Source organism: Rubrivirga sp. S365, from assembly GCF_032248475.1.
Lineage (GTDB): Bacteria > Bacteroidota > Rhodothermia > Rhodothermales > Rubricoccaceae > Rubrivirga > Rubrivirga litoralis.
This window is the reverse complement of the sequence record NZ_JAVTTN010000010.1, coordinates 88952-104378: the sequence shown is the minus strand read 5'-3', so window position 1 is coordinate 104378 and position 15427 is coordinate 88952. Positions and strand designations below refer to the sequence as shown.

The 15427-nt window shown below is 72.6% G+C and carries 16 protein-coding genes; 3 read left to right on the top strand and 13 right to left on the bottom strand.

Features of this window, described 5'->3' with window-relative positions:
• Positions 1-14 precede the first annotated feature (14 nt).
• A complete protein-coding gene (locus RQM47_RS17335) occupies positions 15-1025 on the bottom strand; it encodes a TrbG/VirB9 family P-type conjugative transfer protein (protein WP_314010005.1) in 1011 nt (336 codons plus the stop codon).
• Positions 1026-1098: 73 nt separating this feature from the next.
• Positions 1099-1995, bottom strand: coding sequence for a type IV secretion system protein (locus RQM47_RS17330; protein ID WP_314010003.1), 897 nt, complete (start codon positions 1993-1995; stop codon positions 1099-1101).
• Positions 1996-2119: 124 nt separating this feature from the next.
• On the opposite strand from RQM47_RS17330, the gene RQM47_RS17325 reads away from it, so the two are divergent.
• On the top strand, positions 2120-3274 hold the full coding sequence (locus tag RQM47_RS17325) for an AAA family ATPase (protein WP_314010002.1): 1155 nt from the start codon (positions 2120-2122) through the stop codon (positions 3272-3274).
• Positions 3275-3383: 109 nt separating this feature from the next.
• Here RQM47_RS17325 and trbL read toward each other — a convergent pair whose 3' ends face one another.
• The 9 genes from trbL to RQM47_RS17280 form a co-directional block, all read right to left on the bottom strand.
• Positions 3384-4334, bottom strand: coding sequence for a P-type conjugative transfer protein TrbL (gene trbL / locus RQM47_RS17320; protein WP_314010000.1), 951 nt, complete (start codon positions 4332-4334; stop codon positions 3384-3386).
• Between the two features lie 3 nt (positions 4335-4337).
• Positions 4338-4790, bottom strand: a complete 453-nt coding sequence (locus RQM47_RS17315; RefSeq protein ID WP_314009998.1) for a hypothetical protein — start codon at positions 4788-4790, stop codon at positions 4338-4340.
• An 85-nt stretch (positions 4791-4875) separates the two neighbouring features.
• The gene (locus RQM47_RS17310; RefSeq protein ID WP_314009996.1) at positions 4876-5637 is read right to left on the bottom strand and encodes a type IV secretion system protein; all 762 of its coding nucleotides are present in this window, start codon (positions 5635-5637) and stop codon (positions 4876-4878) included.
• Between the two features lie 79 nt (positions 5638-5716).
• Positions 5717-6958, bottom strand: a complete 1242-nt coding sequence (locus tag RQM47_RS17305; RefSeq protein WP_314009995.1) for an ATP-binding protein — start codon at positions 6956-6958, stop codon at positions 5717-5719.
• Positions 6959-7010: 52 nt separating this feature from the next.
• Positions 7011-9617, bottom strand: coding sequence for a hypothetical protein (locus RQM47_RS17300; RefSeq protein ID WP_314009994.1), 2607 nt, complete (start codon positions 9615-9617; stop codon positions 7011-7013).
• A gap of 42 nt (positions 9618-9659) precedes the next feature.
• Positions 9660-10016: a VirB3 family type IV secretion system protein gene (locus tag RQM47_RS17295; RefSeq protein WP_314009993.1), complete on the bottom strand. Its 357-nt coding sequence runs from the start codon at positions 10014-10016 to the stop codon at positions 9660-9662.
• Positions 10013-10351 carry a TrbC/VirB2 family protein gene (locus RQM47_RS17290; protein WP_314009991.1) on the bottom strand — a complete coding sequence of 113 codons (339 nt, stop codon included), beginning with the start codon at positions 10349-10351 and terminating at the stop codon, positions 10013-10015. The genes RQM47_RS17295 and RQM47_RS17290 overlap by 4 nt, the downstream gene beginning before the upstream one ends.
• A 139-nt stretch (positions 10352-10490) precedes the next feature.
• Positions 10491-11489 carry a P-type conjugative transfer ATPase TrbB gene (gene trbB, locus RQM47_RS17285; RefSeq protein WP_314009989.1) on the bottom strand — a complete coding sequence of 333 codons (999 nt, stop codon included), beginning with the start codon at positions 11487-11489 and terminating at the stop codon, positions 10491-10493.
• A 118-nt stretch (positions 11490-11607) separates the two neighbouring features.
• Positions 11608-12108 (bottom strand): S26 family signal peptidase, encoded by a 501-nt coding sequence (locus tag RQM47_RS17280; RefSeq protein WP_314009987.1) that lies wholly within the window; start codon positions 12106-12108, stop codon positions 11608-11610.
• A 224-nt stretch (positions 12109-12332) separates the two neighbouring features.
• On the opposite strand from RQM47_RS17280, the gene RQM47_RS17275 reads away from it, so the two are divergent.
• Complete coding sequence (locus RQM47_RS17275) at positions 12333-13118, top strand: ParA family protein (protein WP_314009985.1); 786 nt, start codon at positions 12333-12335, stop codon at positions 13116-13118.
• Between the two features lie 52 nt (positions 13119-13170).
• Positions 13171-13587, top strand: coding sequence for a hypothetical protein (locus RQM47_RS17270; RefSeq protein ID WP_314009984.1), 417 nt, complete (start codon positions 13171-13173; stop codon positions 13585-13587).
• On the opposite strand, the gene RQM47_RS17265 is transcribed toward RQM47_RS17270, so the two are convergent.
• Entirely contained in the window at positions 13588-14811 is a 1224-nt protein-coding gene (locus tag RQM47_RS17265; protein WP_314009982.1) for a serine/threonine-protein kinase, read from the bottom strand.
• Positions 14811-15422, bottom strand: a complete 612-nt coding sequence (locus tag RQM47_RS17260) for an ECF-type sigma factor (RefSeq protein WP_314009981.1) — start codon at positions 15420-15422, stop codon at positions 14811-14813. Before RQM47_RS17260 ends, RQM47_RS17265 begins: the two co-directional genes overlap by 1 nt.
• Between the last annotated feature and the right edge of the window lie 5 nt (positions 15423-15427).

The following is a 15427-nucleotide window of genomic DNA, read 5'->3' as shown; positions in this document are numbered from 1 at the left end:
GGACGGGCGTCGAGCTAGCGCGAGACGCGGGCGATGCGGACGAAGCGCTCGACCTGGCGGCGGCCGAAGAGACCGAACGGACCCTTCTTGACCGTCGCGCCGATGACCAGGTCGGCGCGGTTCAGCACCCGGTCGGCGACGTAGGTCCCGGCGCCCGCGCGGCCGGGTCGGTAGGCGTAGTTGACGATCTCGCGTGAGCCGTCTGGGCCGATCACGTAGAGCACCGGGGCCTCCCCGCTCGGGTCGGCCGAGAGCTGGAGGTAGGTGTGGACGCCGTCGTCGAACACGCGCTCCAAGCGCTCGCGGAGCTCAGGCGAGCCCGACCACTCGTAGCCGAACGACAGGTCGTCGAGCGAGACGCCGTCGCCGGAGGCCGAGCCAGTGGTCAGCAGCGCCGTTGGGATAGGCGCCCCGCTCTCGGCCGCCGCCAGCGCGGCGAGCGCGTCGTCGGGGTAGTAGAACCGGACGTGGCGGGCGTAGCGCGACTGCGGGTTGAGGTCCCCTCCCCCGCTCGGCCGCGGCGCCGAGTCCAGCGTGACGTGGTAGACGCGGCGGTCGGTCGAGACGACGACGTTCGTCGTCACGTCGTACGCCAGAGGCTTCACGACCACGAGCGGCGTCCGCCCGCCCGGCCCCGTCGTGGTGAGGTCGATGGCGAACCGCTCGGTGTCGCCCGCGACGACGCCCAGGACGGTCTCGTCCTCTTCGAGCTCGACCACTGACGCCCGGAGCGGCGCGCACGCCAGCACCGGCTGGGTGTGGCCGAACGGGAAGACCCACACCGCCGACTGGCGGAGCACGCCCGCGCGGCCCGTCCGCTGGTACTCGCGGACGAGCTCGCCGAGCGCCTCCTCCATCTCGCCCGCGGTCACGACGACGGCCCCGCCGTCGAACCCGTCGCCGACGGGGCGGCCGACGGCGCGCTCGGCGACGCCAGAGGCTGGGGCGGGGCTCAGGTCCACGACGGTCTGAACGTCTGGGATGGCCTCGGGCGGAGACTGCGCCGACGCCGAGGCAGCGGACACGAGGAGGGCGGCGAGAAGGGGGAGTCGAGGGAGCATGGATCGGAGATGTTGCTAGGGTCTAGACCCTAGGTGATTAGGGGCGGAGGGTGTCTGGACGGGCGGTTGGCTGGGGCTCAGGCGTCGGCAGTGCGAGGACGCCCCGGAGCGCAGGCGACTCGTCGGGCTCAGCCTCTGGCGTTTCGGGCTCCGCGTCCTCCACCTCGGTCGCGCCCGCGAGCGGGCTCCACGAGAGGTCGGTCACGAACACGCCCAGCGGGTTCCGCTCGATGCCCTCGGTCGTCGTCGGCGGGGCGACCACGACGGACAGGTAGCCCTCCCACGCCCGCTCGGTGTCGCCGCGCTGGGGCGACGACTCGGTCTCGTTCCAGGTCACCCGGTAGGTCCGGGCGCCAGAGGCCGCCCCCGGCACGGGGATCACGGCGACGACCTCGACGCTCCGCCGGGCGCCCGTGCCCAGGCGGCGCGGGTCGTTCTGCGGGTCGGAGAAGTAGGCCTCCAGGAACGCCCGCGCGTCGCCGCCGACGTACGCGTAGGCCCGGTAGACGGCGTCGCGCTGTGCGACGGGGTCGGCGTAGACCGTCCGGATGTCGGAGACGAACGCCGAGAGCGCCGCGATCACGACGCGGTCGGCCACGGCCGGGACCGCCTCAGCGGGCGCGATCGCGGACGCCCGGCCCAGCCGGTCGACTTCGACGACGTACGGGACGACCCGGCTCTGGGCCGCGAGCGTCACCAGCCCGGCGACGGCGAGCGCGAGCACGGCGAACGCGAAAAAGGCGGCGACCTGCCAGTTCCGCTTGCCTTTGGTGAGGCCTGAGAACGCGCGGTGGAACTCGGACCGCCCGCGCAGCACCTCCGGCGGCGTCTTCCCGTCGTAGTCCCATCCTTCGGCCTTCGCGCGCTCACGGCCCTGCCGCGACGACGGAGCGGTCCCGTTGGAGGACGGACGGCGGAGACGAGGTAGCGGCATGGGCGGCAGGAGGCTTCTCCTCCCTGAGCGCGTTCCGCCGTCTCGAAGGCTCACCTCTCGCTTGTCAACCACAGGTCTCGCTCGCGTTTTACGTAGATTGGCGTAACGTTGATCGACGTAACCCATGAACAACCCCTTCGAGTTCGGCCGCGAACTCTCTGCCACCGAGATCGTCGACCGGACGGACGAGGTGGGCACCGTCGTCCGCGCGCTCCATGGGCGCGAGCGCCTCTTCCTCATCGGACCGCGCCGCTTCGGCAAAACGTCCATCCTCCGCGCCGCCGCCGAACGGGCGGAGGCCGAGGGCACGGTCGTCCTCCGGTACAACGCCGAGGGCTACCCGTCGCTTACCGCGCTCGCCGAACGGATCGTCGCCGACGGCGCGAAGCGGCTCACCGGCCCGATCCAGAAGGCGGGCCGCAAGGTGCAGGAGGCGTTCGGTGCGCTCCGCCCCCAACTCAGCTACAACCCTCTCACCGACACGTTCTCGGCTTCACTGGCTGCGGGAGCGCGTAGCCCCGACGCCACGCTCATCGCCGACGCGCTCACGGGCATCGACGCGCTAGCGGCGACCGCCGATCACCCCGTCGCCGTGGTGATCGACGAGTTCCAGCGCGTCGTCGAGGACGGCGGCGTGAGCGCCGAGGGCCAGGTCCGCGCCGCCGTCCAGACCCACGACCATGTCGGCTACGTGTTTGCCGGGTCGAAGACCCGGATGCTTGCCGAGATGACCGGCGACGAGAGCCGCCCGTTCTACCGCTTGGGCGCGCGGCTCTTCGTTGGTCCCGTGCCCCGCGAGGACTTCCGTCCCGCTCTCACGTCCGGCTTCGCGGACGCCGGGCTCGACGTGTCCGAAGACGCCGTGGAGGCGATCCTCGACCTTGCCGAGGACGTCCCGTACAACGTCCAGCGGCTCGCTCACGAGTCCTGGGCTGAGGCGCTCGCGACAGGCGAGCCGGTGACGGCTGAGCGCGTCCGGACGACGCTCGGGCGTCTTGCCAGTCGGGACGACCCGTTCTACACCCAGACGTGGAACGGTCTCAGCCGGACCCAGAAGCAGGCGCTCCTCGCCGTCGCGCGCGAAGGGGGTACCGGGCTCTACTCCGGCGACCTGCTCCGCGCGTACGACCTCTCCTCCCCGAGCACGATGCAGGCAGCCATCGTCGGTCTCGTCAAGGCTGGCGTCGCGCGCGAGGAGGAATACCAGGGTGGGGTCCGGGTGCGGCTCGAGGACCCCTTCTTTGCCGCCTGGCTCCGTCTCTTCGTAGCGGGGTCCTGAGGCAGTCGGTGCGAGGCCGCGAGGTCACCGTGTTCAAGGGGTGTAATTACGATTACACGTACCCACGATTACACTCCGCAGGCCAGGCCAGCACGGGACACGCTGGGGACTACACGGACGCGAGTGCCTTGACGAAGCCTGGCTGGAAGTCGCGCGTGAGGAACGAGGACGCCTTCGACGGCAGCACGATCACGAGCAGCGCGAACGTGATCGCCCCGCCCAGGACCGCCAGCATCGGCGCCACGTCGCCGGGGTTCGACTCGATGATGGGGAGCCACGCCTCCGCGATGTCCATCCCGACGGACACGAGCAAAAAGAGCAGGAACAGCTTGATCCCGACCGCGAACACGTAGGCCACGAAGCGGTCCGCCAGCGACGCCGTCCCCCGGAACGCGGCGAACCCGAGCACGAGCGATCCGCACGCGAGCACCAGGAACGACTCGACGAGCACCAGGACGACCATCCCCGCGATGACGGCGAAGAGGATCTCCATCACGAGCGCCGCGATCGCGACGAGCACGATGTTGGTCAGCGTCGGCCCGTCGATGTCGAGCAGCGAGAGCTCCTCGAACATGGCCCCCACCATCGACGTCGAGATCTGGACGCCGAGCCCCAGCACCTCGCCGGGGCTGAACGTGCCGGGCGAGGCTGACTGCCCCGCCGCCAGGAAGCCGTTGATGATGGGTGGAAACCACCGGTCGAACGTCGCGATGAGCCCGAACGCGAACGCGAGCCACCCCAGCTTGACCACGAGCCCGGTGAGCACCTTGTACGGCCCCTCGGCGCGGAGCGTCCAGAAGAGCCCGCTGAGCGCGATCTCGATGATCGCCAGCACGCCGAACGTCCCTCGTGCGATCGCGAGCAGCGCCGGACGGGCCGAGTCGGCCGCCGTGCGGAAGTCCTCGACGATCGTGTCGAGCACCTCCGGCGGCGGGAGCTGCGCCGCGGCCTCTGGCGCGAGCGCGAGGGTCAGTGCTGCGAGCCCCGCTCCACCGAGCACGCGGCGCGCGAGAGGCCGCTGGCGGTCAGCGTGGAGAGGTCGGAGGGGCGGGCTCGTCACGGGCTAGTCGATGGTCTGGGGGACGTCCGAGCCGGGGTCGGCCCGCATCCCGTCGATGAACGTCTGGGAGCGCTGGCGTTGGAGCGCGATCCGGGCCTTGGCGTACCCGCGCCGGGCCTCGGTCTCGTCCAGGCGCCCGCCCAGGTCGGAGCGGACGCCCTCGGCGACGTAGGCCTGGTAGACGTCGACGCACGCGCCCTCGCGGGCCGCCTTGTGCCCGTCGATGGCGGCGCGGAGGCAGAGCTCGGCGGCGTCGAGGTAGGCCGCGCTCTGGGCCTCCTGCTGGGCCGTCCAGTAGGCCCCGTCCGCCTCGGGGTTGGCGAGGCAGGAATCCGTCGGCGCCTCGTCGAGACACGCCTGGATGTGGGCGACAGCCGGCGTGGCTTGTGGCGCATCGCCAGTGCCACAGCCAGCGGTTAGGACGACGAGAGCGGCGAGGAGTACGGAGCGGAACATGGGGCTGGAAATGAGTGAGAGGGCCATCGCCACCGACGCTAGGCGATGGCGGTGACGGCCCCCCCGTCATCCGGCGTGCCCGGTGCTACTCGATGACCGGGCCGCGGCCGTAGTCGCGACCCCCCATCCGGCGCGCGTAGGTGCGGCTCCGCGCCGTCTGCGCCTTGCCGACCTCGCGGGCGTAGGCCTGCACGGCCGCCTCGCTCGCCTCAGCCCGAGCCGACTGGTCGACCTGGAGCATCATGACCTGCCGGAGCATCTGCGTTTCCTGGGCCTGGTAGGCCTGGATGGTGCCCTGGAGCTCGGCGACCTGCTGCGCGCTCGTCGCCGAGCGGACCTGGGTCTGGAACCCCTGGAGGTCCCGGCGCGACGTCTGGAGCTGCGTCGCGTGCTCGCGGAGCGCCCGGAGCGTGTTGAGCGAGCCCGAGAGCTGGTTCTCGAGCACTCGCCCGATCTCGGCCGTCGGGTCGGCGAGGTCGAACGAGCGGTACGCCTGGTCGAACTCGCGCCCGAGGTTGGCCGACGAGTAGGCGAGCTGGCCGCCGGAGGCGATCGTCCGGTCGAGGTGCGACATGAAGCCCGTCACGTCGCGGACGTTGTAGGACCGGAGCTTGCGGATGTTCTCGCGGAAGGCGAGCAGCTGGTTGCGCTGAGCGCGGAGCTGCTGGACGATCTGGCGGCCGTTCATGACCGACTTCGCGATGTGCGCCGGGTCGACGACGGCCCACTGCGCCTTCGCCTCCTGAGCGGGCGCGAGCGCAACGAGGGTGAGCATCGTCGCTAGGCCGACGGAGCGTCGGAGGCGGAGGATGCGCGCGAGGCGGAGGGAGAGGCTGGGGCGGAGCATGGGGCTGGGGGCGTCTCGTGAGAAGGGGCGTCACCCCCGAGAGCGCGGTCGGAGCCTCTGGCGGCTCACCCCTCCCCTCTTACCACTCCCAGAGCGCCGACATCGGGACGGCGGCGAGGTCGTCGCCGAACGGGACCACGTCGGGCCCGGTGTAGAGCACCACGCCGCGATGGAACGCCTCAGGCCGCTCGTCCCGGAGCGCTCGGAGCCCCCCGAAGTCCTTCGCCGACACGCTCCCGGACGCCTTGACCTCGACGCCGGCGACGCGGCCCGAGGCGTCCTCCAGGACGGCGTCGACCTCGCGGCCGTCCTGCGTCCGGTAGTGGTGGAGCGTCACGCGCCGACGGCTCCACCCGGCCTGCTTGACGAGCTCGCCGATGACGAACGTCTCCAGGAGCAGGCCCGGCAGCTCAACGAGCGCGGACGCCGCGCCCTCGGCCTCGAACCCGACGAGGTGCGCCGCCAGCCCGGAGTCGGCCACGAGCAGCTTGGGGGACTTGACGAGCCGCTTCGAGCGGTTCGTGGACCACGCCGGGAACTCGCGGACGAGGAACGTGGCCTGGAGGAGCGTGAGGTAGCGCTTGAGGGTCGAGGCGGGGAGCCCCGACGAGCGCGAGAGCTCGGCGACGTTCAGGAGCGTCGCCGTCCGCGCGCCTACGAGGGCGAGCAGCCGCGGCATCTCGGAGAGCCCCTCGATCCGGGCCAGGTCGCGGACGTCTCGCTGGAGGATCGTGGTCACGTACGAGCCGAACCACCGCGACCGCCGCCGGGCGTCCTCCCGCTCGGCGGCCTCGGGGTAGCCGCCGCGTGCGAGCCGCGCCCACACGGACCCGCCGGAGGCCTCGGGCGCCGGGGGAAGCGCGTCCTCGAAGGCCACGTCGACGAACCGCTCGGTCCGCCCCTCGATCTCGCCCTGCGAGAGCGGCCAGAGCGTGACGACCTCCATCCGCCCTGCGAGCGACTCCGACGCGACCGGCAAGAGCAGCACGTCGGCCGAGCCGGTGAGGAGGAACCGGCCGGGCCGGCGGTCGCGGTCGACCTCGGCCTTGACGGCGCGGAAGAGCTCGGGCGCGCGCTGGACCTCGTCGAGGATGACGGGGCCGTCGAGCCCGCGCACGAACCCGTCGGGGTCGGCGGTGGCAGCGGCGAGCGCCGTGGCGTCGTCGAGTGTGACGTAGGCGGCCGGGCCGTCGGGGAAGGCGTCGGGGGCGAGCGCTCGGGCGAGCGTGCTCTTGCCCGTCTGGCGGGCGCCGTTGAGCAGGACGACGGGGGTGTCCGCGAGCGCGTCGCGGAGCTCGGGGGTGACGTTGCGGTGCAGCATGGCTGAATATCCCCCGGCAGGTGGTGGATATTCAACCGGTGAGTGGTTGATTTTACAGAGAGTCGTTTGCTTGCTCGTCTCGGAAGAGTGCGGTCCCCTCCGCAGACGTGGAGCCGTGTGCAGCCTGGAGAGCGTCCGCCTCGGCGTTCAGGCCGCACAGCCGGAGCCAGTCGGCAGGCCACCCCTCGCCCTCCGTCTCCGCCAGCCGGGCGGCTTCGCGGATCGTCTCGTCGGCCGAGCGGCCGGGGAGCGTGCCCAGGAACGCCATCTCGAGCGGTCCCAGCGCCAGATCGAACGTCCGCGCCCCAGACGGCGAGCGGACGTAGTAGTCGCGCTTCTTACGGGCGCGCGCCAGCCGGGCGACCTCGGCCTCGTTCAGCCCGAGCCAGCGGTAGAGCGACGCGGTGTCGGGTTCGGCGGCGTCGGGGTTGGGCAGGAAGATCCGCGTTGGGCAACTCTCGACCAGGAGTTGCGCGCCCTTGACGCCGGGGTCGCGGAACTGGGCCGGGCTGTGGGCCACGACCACGACGGCCGCGTTCCGCTTGCGGAGGGTCAGGAGCCACTGGCGGAGCCGGTCGGCGAAGCGGCCGTGCATGAGCGCCGCCCACGCCTCCTCGATCACGATGAGCGTCGGCGAACCGTCCAAGCCCTCCTCGACTCGGCGGAACAGGTAGGTCAGCGCGGGGACGAGCACGCGGTCGGACATCCCGACCAGGTGCGAGAGCTCGACGACCTGGTGTCGGACGGCGTCCTCCCCCCTCCCGAACGAGTCGCGGTCGGCGTCGAAGAGCTGGCCGTACGGTCCTTCCAGCGTGTACGGCCGCACGAGCGCTCGGAGCCGCTCGTCGCCCAAGCCGACCAGGAGCGCCGTCAACGTCCGGTCCCCCGCGGGGCTCTCCGCCAGCAGGCCGACGGCGTGCGCCAGGCGGCCCCGCTCGTCGGGCGAGAGCCGCTCGCCCTGGAGCTCGACGAGGGACTCGACCCAGTCGACGGCCCACGTCCGCACCTCGGGCCGGTCCACGTCGCGGAGCGGCTGCATCTCGACGGGCCGCCCCGCCGCCAGAGGCCCCGCGAGGTCGTAGTGCGCCGCGCCCATCGCGCGGCCGGAGACGTAGTGGCTGTAGCCGACGTCGAAGGTCACCGTCCGCGCCCCGGCGTAGCGGCGCCACTGCGCGAGGAGCAGCCCGACGAGCACCGACTTGCCCGCCCCCGTCGCGCCGACGATGAGCGTGTGGCCCACGTCGCCTTCGTGGAGGCAGAGCCGAAAGGGTGTGCTCCCGTCGGTCCGCGCCCACAGGAGCGGCGGGGAGCCCTCGGGGAAGAGTCCGCTCGGGACCTCGCGGTGCCCGCCCCACGGGGCCGTGAGCGGGAGCAGGTCCACCAAGTTGTCGGTCGACAAGACGGGGCGACGCAAGTTGGCGTGGCCGTGGCCAGGCAGGCTCCCGACGAGCGCGTCGACGGCGTTCACGTCCTCGACGCGGCCGGTGAAGCCGAGGTCGCGGACGGCCTTGAGGAGCCCGGCGGCCCGGTCGTCCGCCGCCCGACTGGTGTCCGCCATCACGACGGCGCAGGCGGTGAGGTAGCCGAAGCGCAAGTCCCCGCCCGTGTTCGAGGCTCGCGCGGCGCCAGCGTCGAGCACCATCTGGCTCGCGTTGGCGTCCTGGAAGGCGAGGTCCATCTCGGTGTCCTGGCGCTTCTCCTTCGACGCCATGTCCTTCACCCAGTCGCCCGCACCGCGCCGTTTTTGGAACCACCCGAGCTGGGCCTTGCCGATCACCTTGGTCGCCGTGGCGGGCGAGAACGGCAGGAACCGCAGGCTCCACCGGTAGGGGAACGGCAGCCGGAGCAACGGGTCGGCGAGGCCGGGCGTCGTCGCGTTCGGGTAGCCCTGGACGGCGACGACGCGGACGTGCTTCGCCCCGATGCGCGGCTCGAAGCCGCCGACGAAGGGCTGGTCGGCGAGCGCGTAGTCGAGGTAGGCGCCGCGGCCGGGGACGCCGACGGCGTGGGGAAGCCCGGTCAGGCACTCGTGGAGGTGGCGGAGCAGGTCCGCGCTCCCCAGCCGCTCGATCTGGACGGCCGACGAGAGGCGGTCTTGGAGCCCGCGCGCCTCGCGCTCGAACTGGCCCAGGAGTCGGTCCCAGTCGACGCCAGAGGCTCCGTCGCGCCCAGCGACGACGGCCTTTTGCAGACGGCCGACGAGCCCCGGCGGCGGCGTGTAGGTGAGCGAGAAGACCGATTCGGTCTCGTAGTGCTCGGCGGTCGCCGTGTACCGCGCCCGGCGCGTCTCGTCGACGAGCGCGCTCACGGGGTCGGGGAAGTGGCACCGCTCCGGCGGCGCGTAGCCGACGGCCTCGCGGCGGACGGCGTCGGCGTGGACCATCCAGCCGTCGCCGTAGGCCGAGAGCGCGGCGCCGACGTGCGTCGCGAGCGCCGCGACCTCGCCCACGGTCGAGGAGGCGAGGTCCCGGCCCCGGACGCGCCACGCGGCCAGGAATGAGCCGTCCTTCGTCAGCACGACCCCATCCCCCACCAGGAAGCCCCAGCCGAGGAGGTCCGAGAGCGCTCGCGGCGTTTTGCGGTGCTCGCGGAGACGCCCGAGCGCGGCGGCGCCCAGAGACCCGGCGGCGAGGCCAGCGGCAGCAGAGATCAAACTCATGTTCTAGGGTCTAGGGTCTAGCTGCTAGGTACTAGGTCGCCACTACGGTGTGGGGACAGACCGGCTCGGCTTGCGCCCCGAGCCGGACGCGGGCGGGAGCGGGTCGTAGGTGTCGGCCTGTGTGAGCGTCCTCACCACGAGATGCGGCAGGAGGTCGTCGTCGGCCGAGAGCCGGACCATGAGCGGGTGGACCACGCCGACGACCAAGAGCACTACGCCCGCCGTCGCCCACGAGACGCCCATGAGGTAGCCGAGGCAGACGACGAGCGTGACTTCCAAGACGAGGAAGGTCCGGTCGACCCCGGCGTAGCGCGGCGTCCGGACGAGCGACTGGTGGACGGGCCGCTCGGGGAGTTTGCCGTGCGGCCTCTCCCCTCCCCTGCTCTGAACTCGGCTCAAAACGTGGAGCCGGAGATGCCGAGCGTGGCGGCGAACGAGGCCGCGCCGATGGCGACGCCCAAGCCGAGCACGGCCTGGCCGATCCGCTTGACGCCCTCCTCGTTCTTGGTGAACGCCCACACGATGCCGCCCGCGGCGAGTGCGATCACGGCGACGAGGCGGATGGTGTTGCCGGTGAGCGCGTCGGCGATGGTCTGGAGCGGGCCGTCCCACGGCATGGCCGCGCCGCCAGAGGCCGCGGCGGGGTCGGCGAGGACGGCCGCGAGGGCGAGGAGCGTGAGAGCGCGTCCGATCTGGACGCCGCGATGGGGTGAGGTCTGGAGCGAGCGGTGCATGGGCACGGGTGCGGGTGCGGGTGCGTGAACGTGGGAGGCGTGGCGGCTCGCCAGAGGCCCTGGGGGGCCGCCTACTGCGCGAGAGCGCGGCGGGCCGCGTCCGAGGCTCACCCGGAGGCACGCGAGCACACAGGGCCGCTCAGACGGGCGAGAGCTCGTAGGTCCCGGCGTGCTGGCTGTCCACGCGGACGAGCTCGGTCACGCGGCGACCCTGGTTGCCGCCCTGGATCACCAGCACGACGCCGACGGCCTCGGCCACCAACTCGTGCTGGGGCGGCACGTTGGCCCGCTGCGCGAGCCGCCCCAGCCGGTGGAGCGCTCCGAGTGCCGTGGTCGCGTGAAGCGTCGCGCACCCGCCAGGGTGGCCCGTCGCCCAGGCGTCCAAGAGGTGGAGCGCGGCCTCGTCGCGGACCTCGCCGACGACGATCCGGTCCGGCGTGCAGCGGAGCGTGTGCCGGACCAAGTCGGCGAGCGACACGTCGTCCGACGTGCGGAGTTGGAGGTGATCGTCGGCCGCGCACTGGAGCTCGCCCGTGTCCTCCAGGACCACGATCCGTTCCTCGGGGAACAGGTCGGTCATCTCCTTCAGGAGCGCGTTGCAGAGCGTCGTCTTGCCCGATCCCGTCCCGCCGCAGACGAGGACGTTCTCGTGGTCGCGCACGGCGTCTCGGAGCGCGAACCGCTGCTTCGCGGTCATGACGCCCGTGCGGACGTAGCTGTCGAGGTCGAACACGCGCGAGGCCCGCTTGCGGATCACGAAGCACGAGGCCTCCGCCAGAGGCGAGAGGAAGCCTTGGAGGCGCGCGCCGCCAAACGTCGTGTCGGGGAGCTCGGCCTGGACGGTCGGCGTGCCGCCGTGGAGCGCGTCCCCGTGGAAGGCGGCGACGGCGTGCAAGAACTGCTCGACGCGCGCCGCACGGAGCCGGACGCCCGCGAGCACCTTGCCGCGTGAGTGCGTGTCGAGCCGCAGACGGCCGTCGCCGTTGACGTAGACCTCGGTCACGTCGTCGTCGGCGAACGCCTCGACGACGCGCGGGCCGAGGTACCGCTCCATGAGCTCGCGGTAGCGGCCCTCGCGCCCGGCCTCACCGCCGGTGTCCGCTCCGGTCTTCGGCTGGGGTCGGGGGGGCGTGGGCACGGGCGGGGTCTGTGGATGTCTGGACCCGCTCTCGGCGGCGCTCACCGGGCTGTCACCTCGTTCGGAGAGGCGGCCGGGCGGGTCCGACTGGCAGAGCGCGTAGGGCGCGCGCCGCGGCTCACCTCGCTTCCGTCCAGATCGGGCGCAGTCGCTCCAGCACAGAGCGGACGGGGCCGGTGTAGCGAGAGTCGATGGACGTCGGCACCCGGCCCGAGTGCAGCCAGTACTCGCCCGACTTGAGGACGTGGACTCCGAGCGCAGGCTGGACGGGTCGCCCAGCGCGGTCGCGGAAGAGCGGTGCGCTCGCGGGGAGCAGCCTCCCTCCAACCCACACGCCCGCGCGGTCCACGCGGACGGTGTCGCCAGGGACTCCCGCGACGGGCTTCGCCAACGGCCGGACGCCGTCGGGGCGCGCAGCGCCGCCGGGGCACCGCCCGTTCGTCCAGTACCGGCCGAGCCGCTGGACGGCAGCCGTGTCCGGGCACGCGGCCACGAGGTCACCCCGCGCGACCGGACGCTCGCCCAACTCCGAGGCGACGTAGAGACCTGGTGGGAGGCTCGGCGTCGTGTTGACGCGGACGCCGAAGAGCGCGCCCGCTACCACAATCAGGACGGACACGCCGAGCGCGGTCGCCCACCGACGACGGCGTCTCCTGCGGTCGTAGTCGCGGAGCACGAATCCCGTTCGTCCTAGCATCTAGACCCTACTGTCTTGTTCTCTCCCACCAGCGCAGGATGGCCCGTTAAGAGCTCAGGGCAAGATTTTATTCACGTCTAGTGTCTAGGCTCTCGATAGTAGAGCCTAGCCGGTAGTATCTAGGGGCTAGGACCACCCCCTCCCCCGTGCGCGTCATCGCCTTCAGCAACCTCAAAGGCGGCTCGTCCAAGACGACCTCCTCGCTCGCCGTCGCGGCGGAGCTGGCGCGCCGTGGCCGCCGCGTTCTCCTGGTCGACCTCGACCCGCAGGCGACGCTCACCAAGTCGGCCGGGCTCGACCCGTCCCACGCCGCCGCGCAGTACCTCAAAGGCGAGATCGAAGCCCCAGCCGCCGTACTTCAACCGGAAGGGCTCTGGGACAAGCCGCTCGTCGAGCACGGCGGCGCGCTCCACCTCGTCCCGGCCAGCCGCCAACTCGTCCAGTTCGAGGGCCAGGCCGTCGCCCGGCTCGCCAACCGGCTCGTCGGACTCCTGGACGCCGTCGAGGCCGACTACGACTTCGTCGTCATCGACTCGCCGCCGCAGGCGTCGGCGCTCGTGACGGCCACGCTCGCGTCGGCCGACGAGGTGTACGTGCCCGTGGCGTCGGGGCGCGGCGCGCTCGACGGGCTCGTCGACGTGATGGAGCTCTCGAAGCGGTTTGGGACGACGCCGGTCTCGGGCGCCTTCGCGACGCGCGTCAACGTGTCGAGCCACCACGACCTCGACCTCGCCGAGTACGTCGCGGGCCAGGTGACGGGGCCGGACGGGGAGGGCGGGATCAAGACCTACATCCGCGAGACCGTCCGCGTCCGGGAGTCCGAGATGGCCCGCGTCCCGCTCCCGTTCTACGACCGATCGTCGACGGCCGCCCAAGACTACGCGGCGCTCGCCGACGAGATCGAGGCGCGCCCGTCGCCCCGGATCATCTAACAAGTGACTCTACCCCCTAGTATCTAGTATCTAGCGTCTAGACCATAGACTCATGGCGTCATCCCGCAAACCTCGCCTCAGTATTGAACCCGCCACGACCGAGGGGACCGCGTTCGAGGGCGCCTTCGGCACGGCGCCCACCGAACCCGAGAGCCCAACGTCTAAGCCGAAGAAGACCTCGCGGAAGAAAGCGGCCGCCGGCGGCGCGGTTGGCCCGGCCAAGCCGGTCCAGCATCCCCAAGCGCCCGCGTCGGGCGACGACGGGTACGAGCGGATCGTCCAGGGCAACTGGAACGTCCCCGCCTGGATGCGCGCCAAGGTCCGCGCGGCGGCCGAGGAGGGCGGCGTGAGCCAGAACGACGTCGTCCAGGAGGCGCTCCGGCGTCACCTGGAGGAGACCGAGCGGGGGAGGGGGGGGGGCTTCGCCCTGGAGGCCCGCCACTTCGGGACGCGGCGCGGCGGGCGGTAGCTACCGGCGGCCCACCACGCGGGCGAAGGCGGCGGCCCCCGCCAGCGCGGCGAGCGAGCCGAGCGCGAACCCCCGTGCCCACGGCTCGACTCGGGGGGCGGCGGGCGCCTGCCAGGGGATGGCCCGGACCTGCGCCAGCACGTCGTGCGCCGTCGCGGGGCGGTGGCCGACGACGTCGCTCGTCGAGCGCGCGACGAGCGAACGGACGGCCCCTGCGACGACGGGCTCCCGACGGGTCGCGCTGGGAGCCGCTAGCTCGCGGAGCACCACGCCGAGCGCGTACACGTCGGACGCCGGGGTCGGCTCACCGCCCGCGACGATCTCGGGGGCCGCGAACCCGTACGTGAACGGCTGCCAGGACGCGGGCGGGTCGCCGCTCGCGCCGTCGCCCCCGGCAGCGCCGCGCCAGCGGGCCGCGACGCCGAAGTCGAGGAGCTTGGCGACCGGACGGCCCTCGTCGTCGTCGGCCACGAGCACGTTCTCGGGCTTGACGTCGCCGTGGACGAGGCCGCGCCCGTGGACGTGGCGGACGGCCGCGCAGACCTGCTCGAAGAGCGCCACCCGGTCTCGGAGGCCGAGCCCCCGGCGGTCGGCGTAGGCCGTGACCGGCTCGCCGTCGACGTGCTCCATCGCGAAGTACGGGCGGCCGTCGGCCGTGTACCCGGCGTCGTAGAGCCGGGCCACGTTCGGGTGGGTGAGCGCCGCGAGATGCCGCCGCTCGTCCAAGAACCGCTCGGCGTCGGGGTCCCCGGCCTCGCCGTCCACGACGGGCCCCGAGAGCACTTTCAGCGCGGCCCGGAGCCCCACGTCGGACCGCTCGGCGAGGTAGACGACGCCCATCCCGCCCCGCCCGATCTCGCGCACGACGCGGTAGTCGCCCACCGCGTCGCCGGGCGCGAGGGCGGGGTCGGCGACGCGGGCCGCGAGCGACTCCGCCGCCGGTCTCGACAAGAACCCGGCCTCCGGCGCGTCGCGCGCGGCCCGGGCGAGCCGCGCGGCCCGTTCGCCCAAACTGGACGAGAGCGCCCGGGCCGTCTCAACGACCGCCGCCTGCCGGGCGGGGTCGGCGCCCAGCAGGAGGTCGAGGAGCACCCCGTCCACCCGGCCGGACTCGCCCGTGGGGTCCACGTGCGAGGTCTGCTCGATCACGCGCTGGAGCGCGTCGAGCACGTCGGGCTCGGCGGCGTCCCCGCCGTCCGAGCGTGGGGCGGGGGAGCGGGTCATCAGGCTGCTGGCGCGTCGGCGGACGCTTTGGTGGGCAGAGCGGAGTCTTCGGAGACGTAGGCGTAGAGGAGCGCGCGGGCCTTCTCCCAGTCGCGCTTCACGGTGGCCGGGCTCGTGCGCGTAGCAGCCGCGATCTCGGTGATCTCGAACCCGCCGAAGAACTTGAGCTCGACGACCCGGTGGAGCCGCTCGCTCACGCGGCGGACCCGCTCCATCGCCGCGTCGAGGTCGACCGTGAGGTGCGCCCAGCCCTCGACGCCCGCCGGGTCGGCGCCCGCCCGGACGTCGCGCTCGGAGACCGGGACGGTGGCCGCCCCGCCCCCGCGCTTGTCGGCCCGCCGACGCCGCGCCGCGCTCACCAGGACGTTCCGCATGGCGGTCGCGTAGAGCCCGAGCGAGATCTCCGCGTCCCACTCGGCCCCGTGCCCGTGGCTCCGCTGGAGCGACAGGAACGCCTCGTGGACGAGCCCCGTGGTCGCGAGCGTGATCCCCGGGCTCTCTCGGGAGCGGAGCCTGCGGGCGATCTGGCGGAGGTCGTCGTAGACGGCCCGCTCGGCGTCGGCGCTCGTGCGGATCGTTCGGCGGTGGGGTGGGCGGGTCGTCGGGGTCATGGGTC